This is a genomic window from Candidatus Nanosynbacter sp. TM7-076, from assembly GCF_022828325.1.
Lineage (GTDB): Bacteria > Patescibacteriota > Saccharimonadia > Saccharimonadales > Saccharimonadaceae > Nanosynbacter.
On the sequence record NZ_JAJQJS010000002.1, the window covers coordinates 1 to 23,672 of the forward strand.

20 protein-coding genes are annotated in these 23,672 nt (G+C 42.6%); 3 read left to right on the forward strand and 17 right to left on the reverse strand.

Going from position 1 to position 23,672, the window contains the following annotated elements; all coding sequences use genetic code 11:
* The 5 genes from LRM47_RS00635 to LRM47_RS00655 form a co-directional block, all read right to left on the reverse strand.
* On the reverse strand, positions 1–479 hold a 479-nt coding region (locus tag LRM47_RS00635; RefSeq protein WP_243822406.1), incomplete at its 3' end, for a hypothetical protein.
* Positions 480–494: 15 nt separating this feature from the next.
* Positions 495–2,507, reverse strand: a complete 2,013-nt coding sequence (locus tag LRM47_RS00640; protein WP_243822407.1) for a hypothetical protein — start codon at positions 2,505–2,507, stop codon at positions 495–497.
* On the reverse strand, positions 2,501–3,166 hold the full coding sequence (locus LRM47_RS00645) for a hypothetical protein (protein WP_243822408.1): 666 nt from the start codon (positions 3,164–3,166) through the stop codon (positions 2,501–2,503). Before LRM47_RS00645 ends, LRM47_RS00640 begins: the two co-directional genes overlap by 7 nt.
* Positions 3,167–3,273: 107 nt before the next feature.
* Complete coding sequence (locus LRM47_RS00650; RefSeq protein ID WP_243822409.1) at positions 3,274–11,844, reverse strand: ADP-ribosyltransferase-containing protein; 8,571 nt, start codon at positions 11,842–11,844, stop codon at positions 3,274–3,276.
* Positions 11,845–11,869: 25 nt separating this feature from the next.
* On the reverse strand, positions 11,870–13,039 hold the full coding sequence (locus tag LRM47_RS00655; RefSeq protein ID WP_243822410.1) for a hypothetical protein: 1,170 nt from the start codon (positions 13,037–13,039) through the stop codon (positions 11,870–11,872).
* A 70-nt stretch (positions 13,040–13,109) separates the two neighbouring features.
* Between LRM47_RS00655 and LRM47_RS04160 the strand changes: the two genes are divergently transcribed.
* On the forward strand, positions 13,110–13,673 hold the full coding sequence (locus tag LRM47_RS04160) for a CAP domain-containing protein (RefSeq protein WP_243822411.1): 564 nt from the start codon (positions 13,110–13,112) through the stop codon (positions 13,671–13,673).
* On the opposite strand, the gene LRM47_RS00665 is transcribed toward LRM47_RS04160, so the two are convergent.
* From LRM47_RS00665 to LRM47_RS00715, 11 genes are all read right to left on the reverse strand, one after another.
* Positions 13,670–14,161 carry a hypothetical protein gene (locus LRM47_RS00665; RefSeq protein WP_243822412.1) on the reverse strand — a complete coding sequence of 164 codons (492 nt, stop codon included), beginning with the start codon at positions 14,159–14,161 and terminating at the stop codon, positions 13,670–13,672. The genes LRM47_RS04160 and LRM47_RS00665 overlap by 4 nt on opposite strands.
* Positions 14,154–14,624: a DUF3761 domain-containing protein gene (locus LRM47_RS00670; protein WP_243822413.1), complete on the reverse strand. Its 471-nt coding sequence runs from the start codon at positions 14,622–14,624 to the stop codon at positions 14,154–14,156. Before LRM47_RS00670 ends, LRM47_RS00665 begins: the two co-directional genes overlap by 8 nt.
* A 377-nt stretch (positions 14,625–15,001) precedes the next feature.
* On the reverse strand, positions 15,002–15,247 hold the full coding sequence (locus LRM47_RS00675; RefSeq protein WP_243822414.1) for a hypothetical protein: 246 nt from the start codon (positions 15,245–15,247) through the stop codon (positions 15,002–15,004).
* 6 nt (positions 15,248–15,253) lie between these two features.
* Positions 15,254–15,568: a hypothetical protein gene (locus LRM47_RS00680; protein WP_243822415.1), complete on the reverse strand. Its 315-nt coding sequence runs from the start codon at positions 15,566–15,568 to the stop codon at positions 15,254–15,256.
* 64 nt (positions 15,569–15,632) lie between these two features.
* Positions 15,633–16,553, reverse strand: coding sequence for a N4-gp56 family major capsid protein (locus tag LRM47_RS00685; RefSeq protein WP_243822416.1), 921 nt, complete (start codon positions 16,551–16,553; stop codon positions 15,633–15,635).
* A gap of 14 nt (positions 16,554–16,567) precedes the next feature.
* Entirely contained in the window at positions 16,568–17,479 is a 912-nt protein-coding gene (locus tag LRM47_RS00690; protein WP_243822417.1) for a hypothetical protein, read from the reverse strand.
* 122 nt (positions 17,480–17,601) lie between these two features.
* Positions 17,602–17,907, reverse strand: a complete 306-nt coding sequence (locus tag LRM47_RS00695; protein WP_243822418.1) for a hypothetical protein — start codon at positions 17,905–17,907, stop codon at positions 17,602–17,604.
* Entirely contained in the window at positions 17,907–19,841 is a 1,935-nt protein-coding gene (locus LRM47_RS00700) for a hypothetical protein (RefSeq protein ID WP_243822419.1), read from the reverse strand. The genes LRM47_RS00695 and LRM47_RS00700 overlap by 1 nt, the downstream gene beginning before the upstream one ends.
* Before the next feature lie 98 nt (positions 19,842–19,939).
* Positions 19,940–20,248: a hypothetical protein gene (locus LRM47_RS00705; protein WP_243822420.1), complete on the reverse strand. Its 309-nt coding sequence runs from the start codon at positions 20,246–20,248 to the stop codon at positions 19,940–19,942.
* Between the two features lie 11 nt (positions 20,249–20,259).
* Positions 20,260–21,762, reverse strand: coding sequence for a terminase large subunit domain-containing protein (locus LRM47_RS00710; RefSeq protein WP_243822421.1), 1,503 nt, complete (start codon positions 21,760–21,762; stop codon positions 20,260–20,262).
* Positions 21,707–22,237, reverse strand: coding sequence for a terminase small subunit-like protein (locus LRM47_RS00715; protein ID WP_243822422.1), 531 nt, complete (start codon positions 22,235–22,237; stop codon positions 21,707–21,709). Before LRM47_RS00715 ends, LRM47_RS00710 begins: the two co-directional genes overlap by 56 nt.
* A 213-nt stretch (positions 22,238–22,450) precedes the next feature.
* Between LRM47_RS00715 and LRM47_RS00720 the strand changes: the two genes are divergently transcribed.
* Both LRM47_RS00720 and LRM47_RS00725 read left to right on the forward strand, forming a co-directional pair.
* Positions 22,451–22,708 carry a hypothetical protein gene (locus LRM47_RS00720; protein ID WP_243822423.1) on the forward strand — a complete coding sequence of 86 codons (258 nt, stop codon included), beginning with the start codon at positions 22,451–22,453 and terminating at the stop codon, positions 22,706–22,708.
* 16 nt (positions 22,709–22,724) lie between these two features.
* The gene (locus tag LRM47_RS00725) at positions 22,725–22,880 is read left to right on the forward strand and encodes a plasmid mobilization protein (RefSeq protein ID WP_243822424.1); all 156 of its coding nucleotides are present in this window, start codon (positions 22,725–22,727) and stop codon (positions 22,878–22,880) included.
* Between the two features lie 90 nt (positions 22,881–22,970).
* Here the strand turns inward: LRM47_RS00725 and LRM47_RS00730 are convergent, their stop codons facing one another.
* Positions 22,971–23,666: a nucleotidyl transferase family protein gene (locus tag LRM47_RS00730; RefSeq protein ID WP_243822425.1), complete on the reverse strand. Its 696-nt coding sequence runs from the start codon at positions 23,664–23,666 to the stop codon at positions 22,971–22,973.
* Positions 23,667–23,672 lie beyond the last annotated feature (6 nt).

The window sequence follows — 23,672 nt, forward strand, 5'->3', positions numbered from 1 at the left end:
ATTGTCGTAAAGTCTATCTTGTCGGCTGTAATAGACTTCTCTTTGATTGATTCAGCAGTAATACTGTCTTTGGCTATATTTTCGGCTCCTACAGCACCTTTTTTTAGAGAACCGTCGGTTTTATGAGATTCTAGCATTGCCTCAGCTAGGTCTTGCGCCCAGCTGGCAGTAGGACCAGCTTGAACAATATCTCCAACTAAGTTGCCATCATCTATTGCGTTATTCTGGATTTGTAAACTAATAATCTGACCAGTAGCCTTATTCGCCATACCCTTCCAGTCTCTCTGGCTACCTGGGACCACTTTACCTGTTGAGTCTACTCTGTATGTCATAAAGTGCATAGCAGTATCTTCACTCCAACCAGTTAGACTATCTACAGACAGGGTATCAGAGTTTGCAGGTCGTGGGGTAACTACTCGTGCTACGTTAGGATTGCTACCGTCTTTTACTTTTGTAATTTTGTCACTAACACTTGCCATTTTATTATTCCTCCTTTAGCTTTGGTCTTTCGTGCCAATATTTACGTATTCAAATACCACTCTCGATATGCTGTAACTTACGCCAGGGTCTGATGAACTCCAGCCGTATTGCACCCAGTGAGCGTCCTCATCTACTTCTAGTTCCACCTCTTCGCTAGCAGAGTTAAAGGTTTCAGGTACACCTCTCACTTCACTCCATCCGATAGAACTCCAACCAACGCCAGGTTCACTCCATCCAGTACGGCTTGAAGACGCTCCGAAAAATCTTGTCTCTGTAAACGTCTGTAATCCGTCTTCAGTTTTAATAGTGGCGGTAAGATTAATACGCCCCTGAGGTCTGAGTAGTACAAATACCACCTTCAATACACGCGCCCAATCCCTTCCAGTCTCTTCAAATCGTAATTGACCACTTTGTGCGCTAGTGTTAAACGGCTTTCCATCATCGACTGTAGTTGCACCCTTAGATAGCTCGACTATCTTGTTTCCTTGAACTATTAAGAAGTGAGTTATGCCTGAGTTATCGTTATACAGTGTCATCCAGTCAGCACGAATACTCCACGGTTTCATCCACGCACCTCTACGGTCAGTGTCATAAATCCATATCTGGTTGTTGTAGTCAGCGGCAACAGGTAACGCCCAATACACACGACCTTCAAATGCCAACCCTACGGCTTTTTCTATAGCTTTACTGTTTAGGTTGCTAATGGCGTCTTGAATGGTGTTAGTAATTCGTCTTGTAGATAGGACGTTCTGTAATTGTGGTAGAGTTCCTGTAGTATTAAATCCGCCACGGCTTGGATATAGTAGGTCGTTATTGTAAATGACTACAGCATCAGGGCTATCTGTACCATCAGCACCAGTATCTTCTTGTACTTGCCAGACAGTAATAGTATCTTCACCGTAAGTAATGTTTGTTGGTGTAATATAGAATCGTTTACCGGTACCGTTTGTACCGTTAGCTAGGACCGTTACTTTAGGGTCGCCTTTACCATCTCGATATGGTCGTACTGCAAATGGCACTTCCTTGGTACCATTCCCTACTGGCGTATATCCACCGCCATATCCAGGTGAGAAGTCTAGCTCATGACCATAATCACCACCACGCCATACATAGAATAGATTGTCTTTATCGCCAGTCATCCATATACGCCCATTGACTACATCGGCTCGTGTTGCTTTTGGACCAGCCGTGTTATTGTCTTTTGGTAGAGGTACTGACATGTCTAGGCTACGTGATCCATTATCTACAAATACTGTCTGATCCATTGGCAGCGCGGCAGCTAGACGATAAAGTGTAGGCTCTCCGCCGCCGTCAACACCAACACCACAGTAAATATTCCATGACTTAGCTTCTGTACTATCTGGACGCTTGATTGATAGGTTATGTTTTTCACCGTTCCACATATCTCGGTCTGTAGAGATAGCTTGAGATAATAGAGGCGATCCTGCGGTTTCACCAACAGTAGAGTTAAAGGTAACTGCATAAAACACCTTAAATCCTGTACCAGTTAGTCCTACGTTTTTATCTAGTATTGGCTTTGCTGGATCTGATATTTTCTGAAATGCTACAATCTTCTTTGTTGGTATATCCAAGTAGCTAAGAGTATCTTCTCCATTCATGACTAGAAGATTGTTGCGTATTTGCTTGAAATGACCGCGGGCGGATTCGTGATATTCTTTACCTTCTACAACTTGCCATGCTAGGTCTTCACCTTTAGCTATACATAGCTTTGTTTTGCCATTTATTCTTTGAAGACAAGCTAGCCAGTTTACGGATCCGTCTTTTGTAGTGCTACGAAATTCAGCCAATTCACCTAAGACTGTTCCTAGTGGCTGGGGACCATATTTAGCAGTACCATGTCGCACGGTAATGACAGAGTCCTGATCCAATATCATATTCTCAGATGACCTTAGGCCTCTTAGCGGTGAGCGACCGTCATCAAATGCAGTGACTACGCCGTTTGTCCAATCCTCAACCGACAGCCGCTGTATTTTTGGTGCTTTAGTATTGCTAGGGGGCTTTAGCATATGTCAGACACTCCTGGAATCATACTTAAAGGTGCATATCTAGCTTGACTAGCATTATTCTCTATCATTTTTTCCATTAGCTGGTTGGCTTCATTGATGAGATTGCCGTATTGGTTCTGCAAAAGAATATCGTTGCGAGCATATTCAGCGGCACACATCACCACTAGCCACATTGGATTGTCTACTGGGACCATATCGCTTGGGCTTGATAGCAGTGGGGCGTGTAAATATACAGGTATTGTTATTTGACCTCCAAATACTGGGTCTTCACTTCGTATAGGATCGATAAACACCAGCTTATTACCAGAGATAGTGCAACAGTCTTGCCCCTTATACATTCCCGCTTGCTCTGGTGGCACTGTAGTGTATTCTTTAATCTGATTGTCTTTTTTGACCTTTATAGTGTCGCCGTATACGTTGCTTATCTTGGCAACCTTAGTGAAGTCGATTTCATATTCCTGATTCGTTGATAGTGTTCCGATATTGTAATTAGGGTCATATAGAGACTGCCAATCGACATTAGGTTCACTTTGCCATACAGGGATATACATGTTAGCAATACCTAGTATTTTCTGGTATTTCTTGTCTGTTTCTGGTAGGTTGCGCACCTTACCAGTAGCTTTCAGCATGACTGCCGATATAAGTTGCGTAGTGTTCATGGCGTTTTTCCTAAATTAAAAACACGGAGCCGGCTTATTATTGCCAGACGCTCCGTGTTCTTTAGGTCACGCTGTTTTCTGCTTATATTATATCATAATTATCACTATTATGCTTTCTTAATGCGGATTCGCGTGTTTTTGCTGGTGCTTGCACCATTCCACTTTTTTAATGTGTTAGTTATCTGTTTTTGAGTGTTAGTCTTGCTTATTAGGTTTTGTCCGATTTGGTTTATACTTGTGTTTTTTGCGGATGATTCGTTAGCTTTTGGCGCAGAAGATGTTAGACTCATGCTCTTAGCGGTTGCAGAAGCTAATGGAGATGTGCTACCACCGCCGCTTGACCTACCACCTCTTCGTCCTCTACCTCTTCCGCTACCTGAGCGTCCAGAGCCACCTGAGGTATCTTTGGTTATCTTATTGCCGTCAGTGTCAAACTGAGTAGCATTAAGGGCGCGTGCTTCCTGTTTAGTGATGTAACCTTCTGCACGTAGCTTGTTGATTACACCATTTTTAGCAAACATTTGTCCTGTAATACTCTTTCGTCGACCATTGGCTAGTTCTTGTATTAGATCCTCGTGTGATGATTCTTGAGCCTTTTGACGCCAGTAATTGTCCATCAGACTTACTTCGTTATGAGATGTCATCGCGCCGTACTCAATTTGATCCTTTGTATATCCAGATTCTTTGTAGTAGCGCTCTTTTACCCAGTCTGGTAGGTCTTTGTATTTACCAGTCATCATATTGACGGCAGTTTTAGCTTTATCTACCTTCTCTGCGCCGTTCTGTAGCTTGTTTAACGTCGCATTAAATGAAGTGAACTCTTTTTTAATAGTTGATGTTTTATCAATGTCATACGCCTTCATCCAGTTGCGATAAGCTTCATCACCTTGTCCTTGAGATTTAGCAAGCTTTTTATATACACCTTTTTCTACGTTACCGTTCTTGTTTACCAGCAATCCGTCTTGGAATGTATAGTCGCCCTTCTTTAGTTTCTTTTTAATTGAAGCGGCTTCTTTCTTGTTTAGTCCTTGTAGGTCTATTTGATTATCTGTTGCTTGTTTTTGTTGTGGATTATTGTTGGTTGGCATGTTTATTTGCATACCATTAGACGCGTTAGCGACTAGACCGCCAGCCTTAAACATATTAACCCACGAGCTCTTTCCTTCTTCAACCTGTACTGGTATTAGCGCGTTTTTACCGAATAGAGCACCTTGGACCAGATTGAATGGATTGTCTTTTTCAAACTCAACCTTTGTCTCGCCATTACCGTCTTTTACTTCACCAGAGTGAGCTGCCGCAATACCCTGAATAGTTTTCTTTAATTGGCTACCTGCTGGTAATTGACCTAGGATGTTGTACATAGCGTCTTTGGTTTTCGCCTCTGCCTTATCGTCATCACCATCTTCACGTGCTTTAGCTGCCTCGTCCAATTTACCCTTAGTGTCAATCAATTTACGAGGTAAATCAACAACTGGTATTGTACCGTCGTAACGTCCTAAGTTGCTTTCTTTGCCGAATAGCTTCTTGCGGTCGTCTTTTGTTGTTGCAGTATTAACTACAGCTGTAGCTATAGGTACGGCTGTAACTGCCTGGCCAGCTACTTTTTGGATTGTGCGCTCCAGTTTAGCTTGTACCGAATTGTCTTTATCGTCATCATCACCACCACTTAGCCAGTCGCCTACAATCTCAATCAGTGTACCTAATGGGTCAACCCCTGGCTTATTTCCAGTTAGCGCTTCTATCGCACTATATGCAATTGCCGTATTAACAGCAAGTGCCACTCTTTGTTTATTAGTCATCTGGTTCCATACATAACGGTTCTGTTGTGTCACTTCTCGCGTGAACTGTAAGAATGAGGCAGGCAATAGTCTATTATATGCCCGTGGCGTACTTATCTGGTCGCGTAAGGTTACCGTGTCATTAATGAATCGTTCTGCGTATCTAACTGCATCTGCGTCACTTAGTCCATTATTGATTGCCTGATTGTATTTAGCTAAGAAGGTGTATTCAATAACGCCTCTTTCAACTACTTCCATAGGAATACCAGCAGTCTTCATGGTCTTTTCAAACTTGGTATCATCTGTCAGATTGTCATCTGCATATCTTAGCGCTAGAGCGTCAGACTTCTGTAATATAGCTTTACGGTTTTTTAGCTTGAATGCCTGTATTAATGCTTTCGGGTTGGTTGTAGAAAATAGAGCAGGTAGTGATGCCGTTTGAGCTACCACTGAATTCATATTGCCGACAATCTTAGATAGTGCCGCCTGCTTCATTAATGCTCTACCAGTTGCACCTAGAAACTTACTCCCAAGACTCGGTTCTGTATCGTTTACTAATCGTTGGAATGGGTCTGTCTTTCCAGCTAGTCGGTTTGCGTGTTCTTGGACAAATCCGACAAATTGAGTCAGTCCGTTTGCGCTATCAGACATCAGCTTCATAAAGTTTACGTCATTAAGCATCTTATCTAGGCTTTCAGCCATATTGTTGGTGGTTTCTTTTAGGCTATTTATATCTTTTGCGTCTAGTTTCTCTACACCAAACTTGTCAGCTTTTTTAACTAGACGACTTAGTTCTTGTATACCGTCTATTTTTCGACCAATTGCACGTTCTAATCCGTATAGTTTATTCCTTACTTGCGTTAGCTCTTCAGCATTAACATTGCCAGAAGCAGCCGAATTATATAGGGCGTCCACTCTGTCAGCTAGCTTTTGTATACCGCTAGTACCTTTACCTGCAAATTCTTGTCGTGCTTCGCTAGCTGCGCGCACCGCTACTTCCAGCGAGCGGTTCATTGTAATAGCATCTGTCATATGAATGTTGTGTAGGGCTATCTTACTGTATTCCATTAGTGGTGTAAATGGATCTGTTGGCTTTACGTCACCTACACGTTGCATAGCGAATTGATTAAACTTTTGGCTTGGCTTAAATAGTCCTGTACGACCTGCTAATTTAGCTGGTAATGATTTACGAGATTCAATAGCCACATCTCCGCCAGATAATAGATTCTTAGCACCGCCGTACATAGCCGCGATAGCTCCCTTGCCAGACTGCATTTCTCCTAGGTGCGTAATATAGTCTTTACGCTCCATAATTGGGTCTTTACCTAGCTCTACCCTCTTTTCGTTTTGGCGAGCTAGCAAGTTCTTGTATACAGCACGTAAGAAGCTGTTGTATTGATCCAGAGCTTCAGCAGCACTCTTTCCATAAACTTCTTCAAATACTTTCAAGCGTTCATCGTATGATGGTGATTTTTCGCCGCGTTTCGGACGTGATGGTTCAATTACATATACGGCGTCTTGTAGCATTTGGCGCTTTAGTGGACCGTGTTTTTTAGCTTGTTTTAGCAAGTTTTTGCGATAATCCTTTATCTGTTCACCGATAGCGTTGCCTTCTTTTACTGCGGCGGCGTTAGCTTGACGAGGTGTCTCAGACATAATATTCAGTAACGCCTCTTTGGTTTTATTGCCACCCTTCTTAAAGTAGTCAAGGCTATTGCTTCGCCTTAATGAGCCTGTTATACGGTCTATTATTCCTTCAGTAGTCCATGTTTGACCTGCACCAAAGCGCATTTCCTTAATCTTACTGAAGTCAATATCGTGCATATTCAGGTTCATCTTCTTTTTACCTGCATATATAGTTACGTTGCCATCAGGTGTCATTTCAATGTAATTACCTAGAATTTGACCAGTTTCTGCATCTACAACCCTACCAGATTCTATATAGTGCTTATCTGGATTGAATGTAACTAGTTTATCGCTTGGACGATATGCCTTTTTGTCTCCAGTTTGCATATAACCATCAAAAGCACTCACTAGTTCAGCATTTACACCCTTAGAGTTTTCTCTCCATATATACTGAATAGCTAGACCGTCATCAAATGCACGCTTAGCTTCATCATTAACTGCCTTGTCTGATCTAATATCGTCTATGAATTTCTTCTGTAGTGGTGAAGTTACTCTTGGTGCTTCGGCGCCTGTTCGTTGCCATTTACCAAAGATATTTCTGTATTCATAGAATGAATGGTATGCGCCCTTCTCATCCTTATAAATCATCTGTCGTGTATTGTGGGTAGCTGTATTTGCAGTAGTTGTAGGTGCTGGGACCGCGTGTTCCGCTCCAGGTAGTTTAATCTTTTCTTTTACTTCTGGTGCTATTTCGTCTATCGGGCGTAGTCGTCCATTTTCATCTAACATACTGCCAGCGCGTGCGTTGGTGTTCAGTAGTGCCCTTTCTCCAGTAATGTCATAGCCCTTTTGTTCAGCCAACTTAGCAAATTGTTTTGCAACGGCTTTTTCGTCAATACCAGTAGCTACACTAGCATTATGTACTATATCTGCTATTTTGTGCCTTGGACCTTCATCTAATCCTCTATTTAGTATTTCTCCTAATGCCTGCTGCTTTTCAATTCGCTCTTTTTCTGCCTTAGCCTCTTCAGCACGTCGTTCTTTTTCTGCCTTCGCTTCTTCTATTTTCTTTTGCTTCTCAGCCTCTACCTTAGCTTCTTCTGCGTGTCGCTCCGCAATCATCTTCTGAGCTTCTTGAATGACATCTGGATCCCTACGCCACTCTGCCAATAGGGCTTTTCGCTCTCTTTCTGCCCGACGTGCTTCAGCTACTCGCTTAATTTCATCGATAAACGTATCGATGTCGTCATATCCCATTTCCTGAGCTACTGTATCGATATCTCGCTTACCAGTACGGCGTTTATAGTTAGACGGTAGATCTCCAGCCAACTCCTTTCCTAGGTGGTGTCGTAGGTCGTCTACATGCAGGCGTGGGATACTCCACGTCAATCCATGACTTCCGAGGATATTTGTGTCATTATGCTCTAAGAATAGTTTTGGATCTATATTCTCATATATAAACTCGTCTATAGCCTCTCTTAATTCTCTAGTCATTCTAGGCTTAGGGTTGGCTTCCATTTCGTTAATAGTTTCTTGAAGAGGGTGCTGGAATTTATCACTATTGACATCTTGAGGATTGTTTGCTATAGTGGAGTTGTTAACATCCCCTCCCCTTAAGAGGTTCATCCTCTGAGGGGATGTTTCTTTTATGGATGATATATCGTATAGGGTTTTATTACCGTTATTCCAGTTCTCTATATTAACCCTCACCGTAAACTGTCTATCGCCAATCTTTACGGCAACATCACCGTACGTATATGAAGCAACATTGGGTTTTTGTGTCTTCTTCAAATTAGGTGCGTGTTTAATGCGTGTCATTGAACTCATCAATTCATCAATTTGATGTGCGGCGGCTGCCTTAGTTCTGTAATCCTCATAGCCCATAGTAGACTGCTGATGAGATATTTCGTTCTTGCTTCGAGCTGTAACTTTTGCTACATCTCCAGTATCACCAATTGGATAAGCATTGCCCTGGAACCTCTCCTTGATAACTTCACGCACCTTACGAGGAATATTTTTTGCAGGTATTCCTTTTAGCGGATTCCCCTCAATTTCTACTAGCCTTCCATTTGGCGTTTCATGGATTTTATAAGATGCCCCGCTATTTAGCTGGTTAGTATTCTTTGCCAACTGTTCGGGATTTCCGAACAGTTCAGTTCTGAACTTCCCCGTTTCCATTTGGGCGTAGAATTGTTTAATGGCATCTTGTTTACCAACAAGTCCCATAACAGCTTCAGTAATTCTGTCGTATATTGCTAAGACTTTTTGAGGAATACCTAATCTAGTACCTAGACGTACTTTATCTTCACCGTTTAATCTTCCGTTATAATAATCGCTGAATCCGTCGGCTAGTTGTTCTTCTGCTAGTAGGTTCAGGTCATTTCCATATTGACTGCCATATTTGTTTATTAAATAGTCATCTCCATAAGATTCACGGATAGAGTTTAATAAGTCTTGTTTGTTTTCTACACGTGTAAGTAATTTATGTCCTAATTCGTGGTTTAGAGTGTCTTCTGTAAGCTTGTTTAGGTTGATTTGGTCAGTCTTTGGATCGTAGTAGCCTAATGCTTTCCTCTGCATTTCATTTTGCCACTCATTGAATACAAGGTTCTCATCGCCCGTTAGTTGTAGGTGGCGTGCTAGTAGTTCTTTTGATTGTTGAACTTCCTGTATTTTAGCCTCTGCCTGACGCTTAAACCGCATATCTGGATTGTCTGTTGGGTTGAGATTGTTGGTATATTTAGTTTGGTTTGGGCTAAAAGTAATTGCCATATCGTCCATAATCACACCATCTTTGCCAGTGGTATCTTTGATGTCTTGAGCATATTTTTTCCATTGCCCGTTGTCAGTAATATCCCACAACAAATCCATGTCGTTATCGTACATATCATAATCTTCACGATATGCTGGCTCGCCGTTATTTACCCGTCGATGTAGGGCATCATACTGATCAAAGGAGATTGTCTTTTGTTTATCGCTAATTGGAGATGTAATATTTGCATACATCTCTTTTAGATTGACTCCGTAGCCGTTAGCCATATCTTTGTCATATGCTAAATAGTTACCCTCGCCCCACCTATTTCGTGTGCTACTTGATGAACCGGCTAATGGACTAAATTGGTCGAACTCACTATTTGTACCGTGGTATACAGTCTTCAGATTGCCATTTTCGTCTCGGATCTTAGAGTCCTTGAAGAACGTTTCTTGTTCTGGGCTTAGTTTATATTTCAATCCATTCTCATCTACTTCACCTATATGATCTCTGGCGTATATAGCCTGCTCTTGAGCTTTACGTAGGTTAATCATGGCTGGAGCATTTTCACTCATTCCTTGACCACGCAAGTATTCTTCACGTTGGCGTAAACGTGTTATATGCTCGTTATAAGCTATCACCTGGGCTTCATGCTCTGGATTGAGTTTGTATTTCATTTCTGGTCTAGCTAAGTTCTGTACGTCTTTTGTAGCTTGTTCTATCAGATAGTTTTCTAGTCTTCCTGTCGTTTGTTGACGTGTGGCAACAGCATTTACATCACCGTGCTGAATATCTGACATATTCTGGGTAACGGCTTGTTTTAGTGCTGGACTAGCGTTAGGTATAGTATTCTCTACTGCTGGGGCTACATTCACCGCCTGAATTGGGTGTAATTGATTGTTTTGGTTATTAGTTGCATTTACTTCTGCCGCTTGTTTTAGTGAGGTATTGTCTGATGATTGACGCGCTTGACGTTGAGCTATAGCCTCTTTTTCTAGTTTTCCAGTAGCTTCATTTTGATTCATTCGTGCAGTCATTGCACTTGATGGTTGATTGCCAGTCTGTCGCATAGCACCAAAATTAGCCATTCCAGCTGGACCACCAAGGACCGCACCCATAAGACCACTTTTAAGCACACCCTCTTCATATTTACGATTAGGATCGTATGTATGCTTAGCAATTGCATTCTCTGCAAATTGTTGGGCGGCTTCTTCCGAACCTTCTGCTATAGCACCTGTTATAAACTTAGTCAGACCTTTTTTGCCGATAGGCGATAAGACCTTGTCTAGTCCAACCTTCTCTATTCCCGCCTGAACTGCCGCGTTACCATACGCATATGGCAACATCTCACGCGTGCTCTTACCTTTAGCGTTTGCATTAGTAATAAAGTCCGCCGCATTTTCTACAAACTGACGTGCTACGGGTATAGTACCGCCAGTGACTACACCCGTACCTATATCTTGAGCTAGTCTTTGTGCGCTTTGACCCGCCTCGTAAGCTGTTGCAACATCTGTGTCGTTCTTCTTGAATACGCCTAGGTCTCGATCGTATTGAGCGTTACGTTGCTTACCTTGTTCTACAATATATTTTCGTATTCTGTCATATGACTCATCACCAGTAATGCCATACATGGCGTCTGCGACAGCTAGAGATAGTTTATCGCCTGAATCACCAACTGTACGGCCAGCACCGTCAATAGCACCTTTAGTGAAGCTAACCACTGAACGTGTTGGTAAAGTAGCCAGTCCTGCCATCTGTGCAATATTGCTATCACGTCTAGCTTTGTCTTCTGATAAATAAGCTCTGTTCTCTGCGTCAATACGTACTTGGCGGTTCTTGGCGATTTCTGGCTCGCTAACACCCCTTGCTCGCATAATGTTGTCTAGTTTGTCGTTGCGTGCTGCCTGATCCGCCTTATATTTGTCACTCTCTTGTTTTGCTATATCTAGGGCGCGAGTTAAGCTGTCCTGATTTTGGGTAAATAAAGGATTTCTTCCAGGATTAGGAAAACTTGGGGCTATTTGTGGTCTATTCTGTTGTTGAGGTTGAATAGCCACTGGTGCAGGTTTAGGTTGTTGCTGTTGGACCTGAGATTTAAGTATCTGAGTAGGGTTGTTTATGACATTCTGGATTTGGATCTGCTTATTTTCTTTGTTTACCCAATCTTGTTGCCCTTGAGGGGTTAGTACTTTAGGGGCGTCATTGACAGTCTTTTCTGGGATTAATGGCTTTGGCTGATTATTTTGGTTTAGCTGTTGTGTTGCTTGATTAGCCTGTTGAAGGGGATTAGGATTTACTTTTTGCTGAGCTTGGCTGAATATATTAGTACCACCACCTAACCCAGGTGTATTTACACCATATAGACCATTTAGTCTGTTAATGTTAGGTTGCTGTACTTGCTGTAATGGCTGAGGGCGTGGTTGAACTGGCGCTTGAACTTGTTGCTCTTTACGTCGACGTTCATCATCGCTTACCCAACCCTTACCGCTGAAAAAGTTGCCTACTCTCTGGAAAAAGTCCATTATCTCTAATCCCCTCCTAATTTATTTACAGGTATTGATTCTGACGTTTACGCTCGTCTTCTTGCTTTAGGCGTGTGTTGTAGATGTTTAGTGTTGGGTCATTACCTGCTGCTTGTGGATCTGAAACACCAACTGCTGTATCACCTTCTACCTTGTAGCTGTCTAGGTCTTTTGCGTTGTATTGGACCTTATTGCCGCTGTATGTACTTTGCTGACGTCCTAGGTTATCAATCTCGCTTGATAGAGCGTTTGCTCGTCCAAGGTCTGCACGTGCGGCATTAGCACCGTTAGCACCTTGTGCGGCGGCTTTCTGGCTCTTCATCTGAGCTAATTGAGTTAATAGGTTCTGACGTGTAGTTTGAGATGACTGACGTGCGGCGTTATCTTCGTTTGCTTTCCAGTCGTTGAGCTTCTTGTCTTCATCCGCGTAATCATTCTTAAACTGACCCCACGTGGTGTCGATTTGCTTTTGGTTCTGTGCGTAAGTCTGTCCTGCGCCTGTTCGTTGCTGGTTAGCTTGGTTCTGAACTGCGCGACCTGCTAATTGCATGTCTGAACCTACTGCACCCATACTTCCTAATGAACGCAATAGTCCTCGTAAGCCAACTGCTGAGCGGTCATTGATGTTATTGATGTTTGTACGTCGCTGTTGCTGATTTTGACGGGTCTGGTCGTTAAATTGACCTTCTGCCCTATTCCATGAACTCTTTAATTCATTCTTTTTGGTATTGTACTGGTTGTTAATATTGCCTAAGCGTACACCTAATTGGTTATCTATACGTCCTAGTCCATGTTCTAGCTGTCCAATACCTTGGTCATATTCTGCCAACTGAGCAGCACTGGCACGGTTACCACCGCCCATTCCGCCACCGCCACCGCCGCCTCTGCCTCCGCCGAGGTCGAGGTTGAGGTTCGCGCCACCCTGTTTTTGGCTATGTTGCCAGTTAGCATATGAGTTCATCCACCATGGATTGACTGAACGGTTGAGGGATGACGCAGTGTAGCCATTAGACTTTTGTTCTCCGATAGTTTGACCTTTATTGTTAGTGCCGTTACCCATCAGGAAGTAGCCGTTAAGTCCACCGTCATCTCCAGTAACATTAAGAAGGGCTTGAGCTTCTGCTCGTTTGGTTGCTGACGGGTGATTGTTTGCGTGATATTGAAGGTACTGACGATATGATTCATTTCCTTGCATAAGAATAACACTCCTTTTTGTAACTTGGAGTGTTATTGACAAATCTGATGATTTCAGTTATACTGTCGGCGTGAAAAAGACTAAATTTATTCTTGTCATTTTTGTTAGCATCGCAGTAGTCGTTGGCGCAGTTGCTGCCTATTTATTTGTTGCTCAACGTAATACAGAGATAACAAAGACAACTCCTGTCGTAGAATCGCCTTCGTTTCAAAATCCCAACAAATTATCTAATAGCAAAAAGATAGAACCGCCGACAGAGCTGTCAATACTGAACGCTGTCAATACTGAACGAGCCAAAGTCGGCGTTGCACCATTAAAACTGCACCCAAACTTATCTAAGACCGCTCAAATGAAAGCCGACGACATGATAGCTAGGAATTATCGCGGACACTACATGCCAGACACGAACCAACCGCTTACAGAAGAAATGAGGAGACTTCAAGTTGCCGCTTGCACAAACGCCAGCGAAAACTTGACTTGGAACGATAGCGGAACAGATACAAAGCAATCTATAGATTGGTGGCTTAGTTCACCGCCGCACAAAGCTGCCATGCTCGACCCCAAGTACACCTATACTGGTATTGGCGTCGGGGACGGCAAAGTCGTTGTACAGCATTTTTGTGTAGCACGCTAGAATAACGCTACATACAAAAGAAATATAGACACTGCAATAATACCGATAAGGGACAGGACCATCCCATAGGTATATTGCATAAAGTGGCGAATGGTAAATTCTATCCATCCCCCATTACCAGTTGCATCCTCCGCTAAGTATCCATACTTTTTGAGCCTATAAAATGCTTTTTCTGGTGCCGAATAACTATGTCCAAGTGTATATATTACTGTAGCAATAACTAAAGTAAATGGAACAGTAACAAACTCTATTGGAATACTACTTATACATTTTTGACCAAGCAAAATGAATGCTGGTATGGAAAAGGTACTGGCAGCCAACTGACGCAAAGCACTCCATGAAAACATCTTTATAGCAACATCGTTATCATCAACTCCATATGGTGACGCCAGCGTATATAGCCACATTATTTGTTTCCAGGTTATGACTGAATATACAGAAATAAATGCAGCGGTGCCATAGAAAAGCCACACGTGCCAATCACTCATACAGCCACTCGCTTACTCCACCATGATGTGAACATGCCCCTCTTCCAGTAGCATGTGATTGCCAACCGTCACGACAGATTGCTCCGACACGATAGTGTGATTGCTGCTGTACTGGTTGCGGTGCAGGTTTAGGTGTACGGACGATAACGTGGTTTACAGGTTGAGTTATAACCTCCACTTTATCTTCATACCCTGGCTTGCTTGGTTTACAAATCTTTTTGCTACCAGCTACACCTTGTTGCTTTATAGTTTCAGTGTAGCCATATTGACCTGTTTCACCTTCGTACTGTGTTTCAAACGGTATTTCTTCCGTTCTACAGTCTGAATATGTTACAGGTTGTACTACTGGCGCTATAGTCTGCTGTGGCTGACTATTATTTGCAGCTCCAGCCATACCTGCTACTGCAGCTACGCCAATAACAGCACCAATAGTGCTTTTGATGATTTTGTCCTTAGATACCATTTTAGTAAAGCCTCCCATTCACTTACTAAAGTACCTATAGTATACACACAAACCCCAAATCTCTCAACAACACTCCAAATTGTAAAAATACTATTAAATTGGATAAGAGCTATCGTCTGTTGTCTGGTCACCAAGAGGGCCTAGTTCTTCGCTCCATACTGACTTGGGCGGCTTCGTATTTGTCTCAAACGATCACCTCAGATTGCTACTTATACAACGCTGCGACGCACGCTTCCTTCTTTTTTGGATGACAACGCGCTCTCGTTTTTTAGAGTCACACTTCGTGCTTAATTGTAAGGTTATTGTATCATATATCAAGCAAAAAAACCATTTCGTTGACGTGAACGAAATGGTCTGATCCGTTTATGTTGTAGTCGCTATCTATAGCCTGCACGCCGTGAGTATTCATGTATCTCTTCGGTTATTCTCTCTACGGCGGCATCATCGTCTGCAATGTTGGCTCGGATTAGCCTACGACGTAATTCGGTGAGTTTTTTATCTTTTAGCTGGCGTAATATCTTGTTGAATGTGTCGTGGGCTAATCTGCGCTCGTGACGAGACTTAAGAGGGTCATTAAACACCTTATGTAATCTAGTTAGATCGCCCTCTCTCGTCCAGTCCATAATCTATTAAGCTCCAATCCAAGGATCAGTAACTTCAACCTCTGGGTCTTTGTCATCCCCTGATGGTACTGCTTCTTCAATGACTGCAATAACCTTCTGCATATTGTCGTCGTTTGTGTTGCCATAAAATTTCTTAGCAACCTCTAGGTGACTTAATCCGCTGTTATATGCTTCGATGATATCTTCCTTAGATACGCTACGACTTACGATTTCACCGCTAGTTGCAGTTTCTTTTGCGCTAGCGATAATCTTTTCAGCCTCTTTTTTAGCGTTGGCGATAATCTCTTCGGCTGTAAGCGCAGTTGTATTTTTCTCTGCCATTTTATCGTTTCCCTTCTTTGGTCGTAAGGGGCAGTGTTTAACCACCCCTTACTGTTATTAAATACTAGTCTTTAGCACCAGTCTTAACGTTGATAATCCACTTTGGATCAAGGATTGCTGACGCAAATGCCTCAGCCTTCCAACCAATGGTCATAAACTGGTTGAGTGGGTTAGATGTATCACCCTTGTCTGACTGCTTGATGATAATTTTCTTCAAGCCGCTACCAGCTAAGTCGACAACGCCGAATGCTTCTTGACCGTGAATGAAGTTTGAGTAGACAGTTGTTGTACTTGTCTCATCCTTCTGGTTGCTTGATGCTTCGATAAAGCGGACTTTGTGCAAGCGACCTAGTTCACCCTTGTATAGTTCTGCACGGCCAGTGTACTTCTGAGCGTCAATCCAAGCTGTATCACCAGTAATGTTGTATGCAGTATCTGGACCAACCTTACCAATGAAGAATCCGTCTGCGTATGGGATTGCGTTGTTTTTCTTCAATGTACGTACGGCCTTGCGGATTTCTGCTACCGTCAGGATATCGTCGGCAGTAATGGTGTTCAATGCAGTTTTCTTATTTGCAAACTGTACTGTAGCACCCTGATGCAATACGTCACGGACCAATGCGTCGATTGTTTCGCCTGCATTTTGACCCATAGTTTCAATCGTCTCTTTCATCTCGCGGTCGATTGAAGTGTTGTACAGCATGCTTGAGATTTTAGTCCACTTACCGTAGCCACGTAGAGTAGCAACGACTTTGTTGCTTCGGATAGCTTCGTCTTGTGGGTTTTCACCTTCTGTCAATGGCGTTGTAGCCAAGCCAAATGGTGATCGTTTTGTAAAGGTAACTGTTGTACCAGAGTTTTTTCCTAGAGTTTTCTTTTTAGCACCTTCTAGGTGAATTGTGCGGGCTTCGCTTCGCTCCAAGAATTTTTCCTCCAGGTATTGGATCATCTCGGCAGAAAGCGTTGCGGTTGTGTTTGTTGCCATGTTATTAACCTTTCTTAAATATCATGTCCTTGTCGACGGAGATATTCTTCCTTCTCTTCTGTAGTAAGCTTGGCGAATGGTTTAACGATCCTAGTGCCGCCTCCGCGGAAATCACCAGCGTCATTAATCACAGCGCGTTGCTTAGGTGTTTCACCGTCTTTGTGGAATGACTTATATAATTGATATATATCTGTACTTGAGCCAATGACTTTGCCGTTTTGGTCGTAAACAAGTACACTTTGCAGATACCCGTTTACGGCGTTATCAAGATGTTCATCGTATTGATCAGATTCTGGATCAAACTCTGGGAAATCCCTGAGCGCCATATTTGCCTTATACGACAAATCACTTCTTGATGTTTCGACTTGGGCTTTATAAGCCACTTCCTCCTGAGCTTGTTGCATATTATCTAGTCGCTGCTGCAACTGTAGGTTCTGCAATACCGCCTTAGCTTCAAATTCTGTGAAGAAGTCACCAGTCTCTGGATTCTCCATCTCCATAATCTGATCTATTGTTGGCAATTGTTGTGGCTGTGGCTGTACAGGTTGAAATGTGCTTTCGTTCTGTGCGTCAAGCTCCAATTGCTGGCGATAAGCTCTAGTTTCGTTCCGTTTAGCAACTAATTCGCGAATGACTCGGTTATCCTCCTCTAAGTCGCGTTCTAGTTGTTCACGGCGCGCCTCTTTGCCCCGTTTCGGCTTCCTGTCTTCGTCTGACTCGTCATCAGAATCAGCGTCTTTGCTTTCTTCCTTAGACTTATCGACTTTGACATGTACCACCTCGCCGCTATCTGAGATAACTGCTTTGGTTTCTGGCTCTGAAGAAGCCTCAGAGTTTTGTGTTTCAGCTGGCGTCGACTCAGCGTGGGTAGACTCTTGCTCTACCTCTGTATTAACGACTTCTTGGTTTTCTGCGTCTGACGGCACAGTACCCCTCCTTCTCATTAGATTGTTTAAGCGTCGATTGCAGGTGACGAACCTGGGTTGCGTGAGATGCGCTCCTTTGGTTAGCCAATAGCGAGGATAGCTAACCAAAGCAGAGTACCTTACTACGCCGCTTGGTCAATTACACTTTCTAAGAAGCTCCTCTCCTCTCTTAAAATCTCTACAATACGTTTGTTTGCCGATATATAAATAGCTAGCTTCTCTTTATCTGTAATTACTTCTTCTGGTATAGCGTCAGTAGACTTGTAGAAGGTAATGCGCTCGTCCCAACGGTCAAGTACCTTTTGCAACTTATTCATATCTTGCTTAATAGCATTGATCTCGGCTTGTTTAGCCTCCTCTACCCTCTTGTCTTCTTCCTCATTTGGCTGGTAATATTCTGTACTACGCGGATATAGATTTTCGTCCATTATTCACCCTCCTTTTGGATAACTCCCATAATCGATGCGATTATTTCCTCTTCTGTAAATCCTTTTTGAATCATGCTTGGTACTTCAGCAATTAGGTTTTCTGGTGTACCTATCTGTCGTAATTCATCTACAATACTTGGCTCTATATCTTCTTGTGGCTCTACTGGGACTTCAGCAACCTGAGCCTCGTCTTCTGCGGGCTGTTCCGTCTCGGCTGTAGCTGTTTCATCGGTAGCAGGGACCGCGGCTTGAGTTTGCGCCTCCTGCATTTCTTTCATTTCTTCTTCTGTAACCTTTAGCTCGTCCAATCCATCAATACCAGAGTTGGCAACAATAGCGTTCCATGCAGCTAGTTTCTTATCTACTGGTACTACTTGGTTCAGTGATTGGCTAGAATCTAGCGTCTGAATCAATGTCTTCAGAGAATCTAGCTGTGCCGCTTCGCTGTTTACTTTCGTTGTTGACGCGTCAATCTTAAACTTCAGTACGCCCTTAGCTTTTGAGAAGTCTACAGTTGCCTTATTATCGTCATCTAGGACTACACCATCTAGTACATGACCTTTTGCTTCTAGGTCTCGCAATCTCTGTGCAGTGTCTGTGTCTAGTTGGATTATTTCTACACCTTCACGCTCTGCAAAATACAAGTTAATAGCCGTTTCGCTCCACTCCTCAAAGAATGCTTCAAATCCTTTACGTAATGCGTTGTCGTCAATAGACAATTGAGCCTGTTGAGTCTTGAGCGCTTGTGGTGTTTTACCGAATCCTGGATTGCCAACCTCTGCGCTAATTGAAGTGTCTGGACTATTGACCAGGTTGAGCATCTGAGACTTCTGCAAGCCGTATAAGTTCGGATAGTCGCGGATTGCTGAAGTATCTACAGACATCGCTTCAATACGTACATTCGGGTTCTTAATTTTGTTAAGACCGTTTGGCTTGAATTCAAGGGTTCGCTCGTTTACATCGCCGTATACGTTAATAGTTGGACGCAATGCGGCGGCACGGTTGTATTGATAAGCCTGCATATCGCTATCGATCAGGTTCTGTAGAGGACCAATTAGCTCTAAGACGCTACGGCCCAGAGGATTGACCCCATCGGCGTCATAAAAATACCAGTTTAAGGGTATCTTAGCCCTTGGGTCTTTATTTTTCTTACGTCGTACAATCTTTTTAGTGGCTGGGTTGAAGGTAAAGAAGGTTGCGTTATGACCAATTTGAAAACCAGTTATAATTTCAATACCTGATGGATCAAGTGAGTACTGTTGCTCTGCTTCGCTCTGGTCTTTAGAATCTTTAGCGACAATAGCTTCTTTTATTTCTTCTAGTGCCTTCAAATCCCAAGTTGGTTCGTATAGTGCACCCTCTTTTTTGGCAGTGCGGCGTCGTTCTTTTTCGGCATCAATAAGCTTGTCTACGTCAGTCTTTTGCCACCACGTGCGTACAAATAAATAGTCGCTGTCACTAGCAGATCTTTTGCCAGGTTGAATAAATACATCACGCCATGAAACGATTAAATAGTCTGGAAGTAGCTCGTCATCGTTGTAAGCTACTGGCGTAAAGACACATTGCGACCCAAACGACTCACCATTTTCAATAGTTATCCACACTTTATGGATCAGGTCATATTCGGCGTTGGCGTTAGGTAGGATTTTTTCTAAGTAAACAAATTCAGCAATTATTGGCCATGGACTGTACTCATCAGAAGTAGAGACTACGCCAGTCGGCAATTGTTGGACGGCACGGCGTGCAGACTTAATGATAATTGAAGCTGCTGTACCGTCTGTAGTTTTAGGAAAAGCTTTAGGTATTTTAGCGTGTGGCTTATTTCTGGCAAGACGGGAATACTCCTCAAAAGGCTGCGTAAGTTTTTCTGTATAGTCTTTTGAGGCGCTACATAGATCTAAAATGTTTTCTTCTGTTAAAAAAGAGAAAGCCACTGATTACTCCAAAGATTACTGTTGTTTCAGTAAACTCTGGTTTGTTTCAGTGGTTTACGCTTGTATTATATCACATTTTTAATCAGTTGTGAAAATAATCATTTTACCTGCTTAATTTTGGTATATTCAAACACGACATCAAATGATCCTTTGTATGATATTCTAGCGCGGCCATCATAACGGATTGACGGATTGATAAGACTGTCGTCGTTTTCAATCCTTAGTGTTAGCTCATCAACCTTATCACGTGCTTCTGCCATAGATGCAACTCGAAAACGTTCTTCATAGTGTAGCTTAGTTGCTATAACAGTGTGATTTTGATAACTGTTTTCAACTACTACAGACGTCTTATCGTCTAGCTGCTGTTGCTCTTTGACTTTTCCAAATTCTGGCACAAATTTTTTCATATTCCCCCTAATTAATTCCACATTGCTGTTAAGTCGCTATCTGCTAATGATTGATTGTATGAGACTGATCCTACGTCATCTTCTGGTCGCTGAGCTAGTTGTACTTGATATGCTAGAGAGTCGCTCGCGTCGTCATTGGTTGCTTTAGGAAACATACTCAGTTCAAGCTCTAAGTCTTTGCATAAGTTAGCGTCGCCATGTCTTATATGATAAATTCCTCCGCGTTCATATCGTGGCACTAGCGCTTCAATTCTCAATGCTTTACTGTGTCCGCCATGCTTCAATAATTCAACGTCTAGATAAACTCCGCGGCGCATCATCTCTTCATCCCAAACAGACTTCAAGGCTTGAGTAAATTGGTTGTCTTCAATTCCGATCTTGTGTAGGTTGTATCTCTTCCAGTTTGTAAACATGAGGTCGACAAGGTCGGTCGCGGATAGTTTTGTGCGATAGCATATTACATTCCATTTGCCCTCTCGGTCGATAAAGTTAAGGGTTACGCCAATGTAGTCAGTGCCTTGCTTTACATCGTCTGTGCCTCTCGGGTCAATCGTCATAACGTTGTACGTGTCAAGCTGTAAGACGTTGCTGAACTCGCGATATTTGTACCATGCTTCCTTAAATTTGCGATTCTCTTCATCAATTGGGTTCTGCTGATAGAGCGCTGAGAATTCATAACTACCCATTTCTGCCCGTTTTTTTAATAGCTTCTCAAGTGAAAACTTCTCTGGCCAGAGAGCCTCGCCAGTTTTACGGTGCTCGTCGTCTTCAGTGGCGATAGCTTTATACTCGATTATCTTCCAATCATCGTATGCTTCACCTCTAGCCTTAGCTTCTCGTGAGGCTTTGAGAACTCGGCCTGCTAGGTCATCGTCGTGCCAGCGCGTAAGAATAAATACGATCATTGAATTACCTTCCTCACGTGTTGAGAAGGTTGACTTATACCAGCCGTCGCGTGCTTCGCGGATTACTGGGCTATCTGCTTCTTCACGGTTCTTGAATGGATCGTCGATAATACCAATTTTGAATCCACGACCCGTCAATGCACCGCCAACGCCAACGGCAGTGTAGCCACCGCCTTGCTTTGTAATCCAGCGACCTTTTGCTCTAGCGTCGGCTCGTAAGCGTGTAGAAAACATCTTAGTGTAAGTAGCGGATTGCATTATGTCCCTAGTTTTTTGACCAAAATCTGACGCAAGCTCTGCAGAGTAAGATGAGACTACGATTGGAATATTCGGGCTTTTTCCTAACACCCATGACGGGAATTTCTGCGTGGCTGTATCGCTTTTGCCGTGGCGCGGCGGCATAAAAATCATCAATCGGACATCTTCGCCAGCTAGCAACCGACGATATCCTTGCTCCAACTCTTTAGCAATCTCGGCATGGAACCACTCTAGTTGGTACTTTGGATCTATAGCAATGCAGTATTCGGCAAAAGAGCCGTTATCTGCAATTTCTCTAAGAATCCCGACGGTCTGCTCTGGCTTTAAGTAGTTGCTCTGCTTGTTTTGCACTTAGAGCTACTCCTATGTCATTACCGTTTGTAGTCATATCCAGCTTGTCGCCATAAACTTTTGGATTCATCTTAGACATCAGCCACTTGCGTGTGTCAATTCTTAAACGTGACCTCTGAACATTTTCGCTATTGAATATATATCCATCGCCTTCCAACTTCTCCATGTAGTCGTTAGTAGCGTTATCTGCAATTTCAATAATTTCTTCAGCTTGCGCGTATGATCGTTCTTTACATGCTTGCGCGTATTGCTCACGAAACTTATCATTTTCTCGTAACCATCGAAAAAGTGTCTGCATAGAGACTATATCTTTTTCTTTGCATATAGATCGTACTGAATAGCCTTCTGCTATTTTCTGACATATTCTATCCGCTAGCTTATCGGAATATTTCGTAGGACGCCCGTTCTTTTTAGGTGTTTTTGTAGGCGGCTTTTTAGAAGACTTAGGCTTGCTTTTGGCTGTAGTTTTGGACATAACCAACATCCTCGCTAGTCGCCTGCGTCTTGTGAGTTAATTAAATTATATCATATTAATAAAATATCAAAAATCTTTACAAAAAGTATTGACATTGTAAATACCTTTTGCTATACTGAGGACAGTTAGATAAGAAGCGGCGCAAAAATAACTAAGGCGCGACAGCACAACCCTCTAGCTACAACGGTTCAACTAAATAAAGGGAGTAAGAAAATGAAATTTATTAATCTTGCAAAAGCTGCAAAAATCTACAACGAGCCAACTTTATATTGTGCTGGTGATATTACGCGGAATATTACAGATGACTATACGAATCGTAAACTTTCCAAAAAAGGCATTTGGATTGGCGTGACAGATAATAACGAATTGAAATGTGGACGTGGTATTGTATTAGACGGCAGCAATCGGCTTCTAGACAAAATAGCTCATGATTTTGCGAATGGGAAGATCAAAGTAGAGGATTTACAATAGATGGTATAATTTTTCTATGAGTAAAGCACTAAAAACAGAGTATATACAAGTTAAGGTTTCCCCAGAAGATAAAGTTAAATTACAAAAACTTGCAGACGAGCATGGATTGACCGTTAGTGCTTATCTTCGCATAATTATTGTTAAAGAATTTAAGAAATTAAACTTGAAATAACGGTTTGGTTGGGCTATTATTAAATAGCTCCAACCTGAACCGTTGTAGCGAAAGAGATCGCGTAAAGCGGTCTCTTTTTAGCTTAATCTTCTAGGAATTATTGAGACTTTTATATAATTCTACAATCGCTCGCTTTAGATCGTAGTTACTCATATTTTCAATATCAGACCGACCACCCAACTCTATGTATATGTTTCTCAAATTTGATAGTCCTTTGACGTCAGTGACCGCCTTCATGATCTTGCGCTCATAATCTTCATCATCTAGGAATAAACACGACTTTGGCTCAGACTTACTCATCTTACGATCAGGATGTCTTAAGTCCATAATCTTGGATTTTGTATAAATTGGATCTGGGCATTTCAAGCCAACACGCGGCAGGATGTCTCTTGCGAATTCGATATGAGGACGCTGATCTTCGCCAACAATTACTCTATCGTAGCCTGCAATATCTAGAGCCATCATCACTGGATATACGTACATTAGCGCGGTCTTTTCTTTAGCCTTATATTGTGGCATGGCATTCAGTAAGTGGCTAGGTGTTACGGCTAGCAGCTTAGCTAGTAAGGCGACATCCAATTTTTGCTCAACAACTTGACTACTCAACTTGAACATTCTGAGTACGCTCAACGCTTGCTCCTCATATTCAGGTTCTGACAGTGGCGCGTGATGTTTAGCTATCAGGATATCTGCCTTGTATTCTATTGCTGGCTTTATCACGCTGACATAATGCCCTAAATGCAATCTACCTGACGGCCGAAAGCCTACTATAGTATTTTTATGCATAACTTT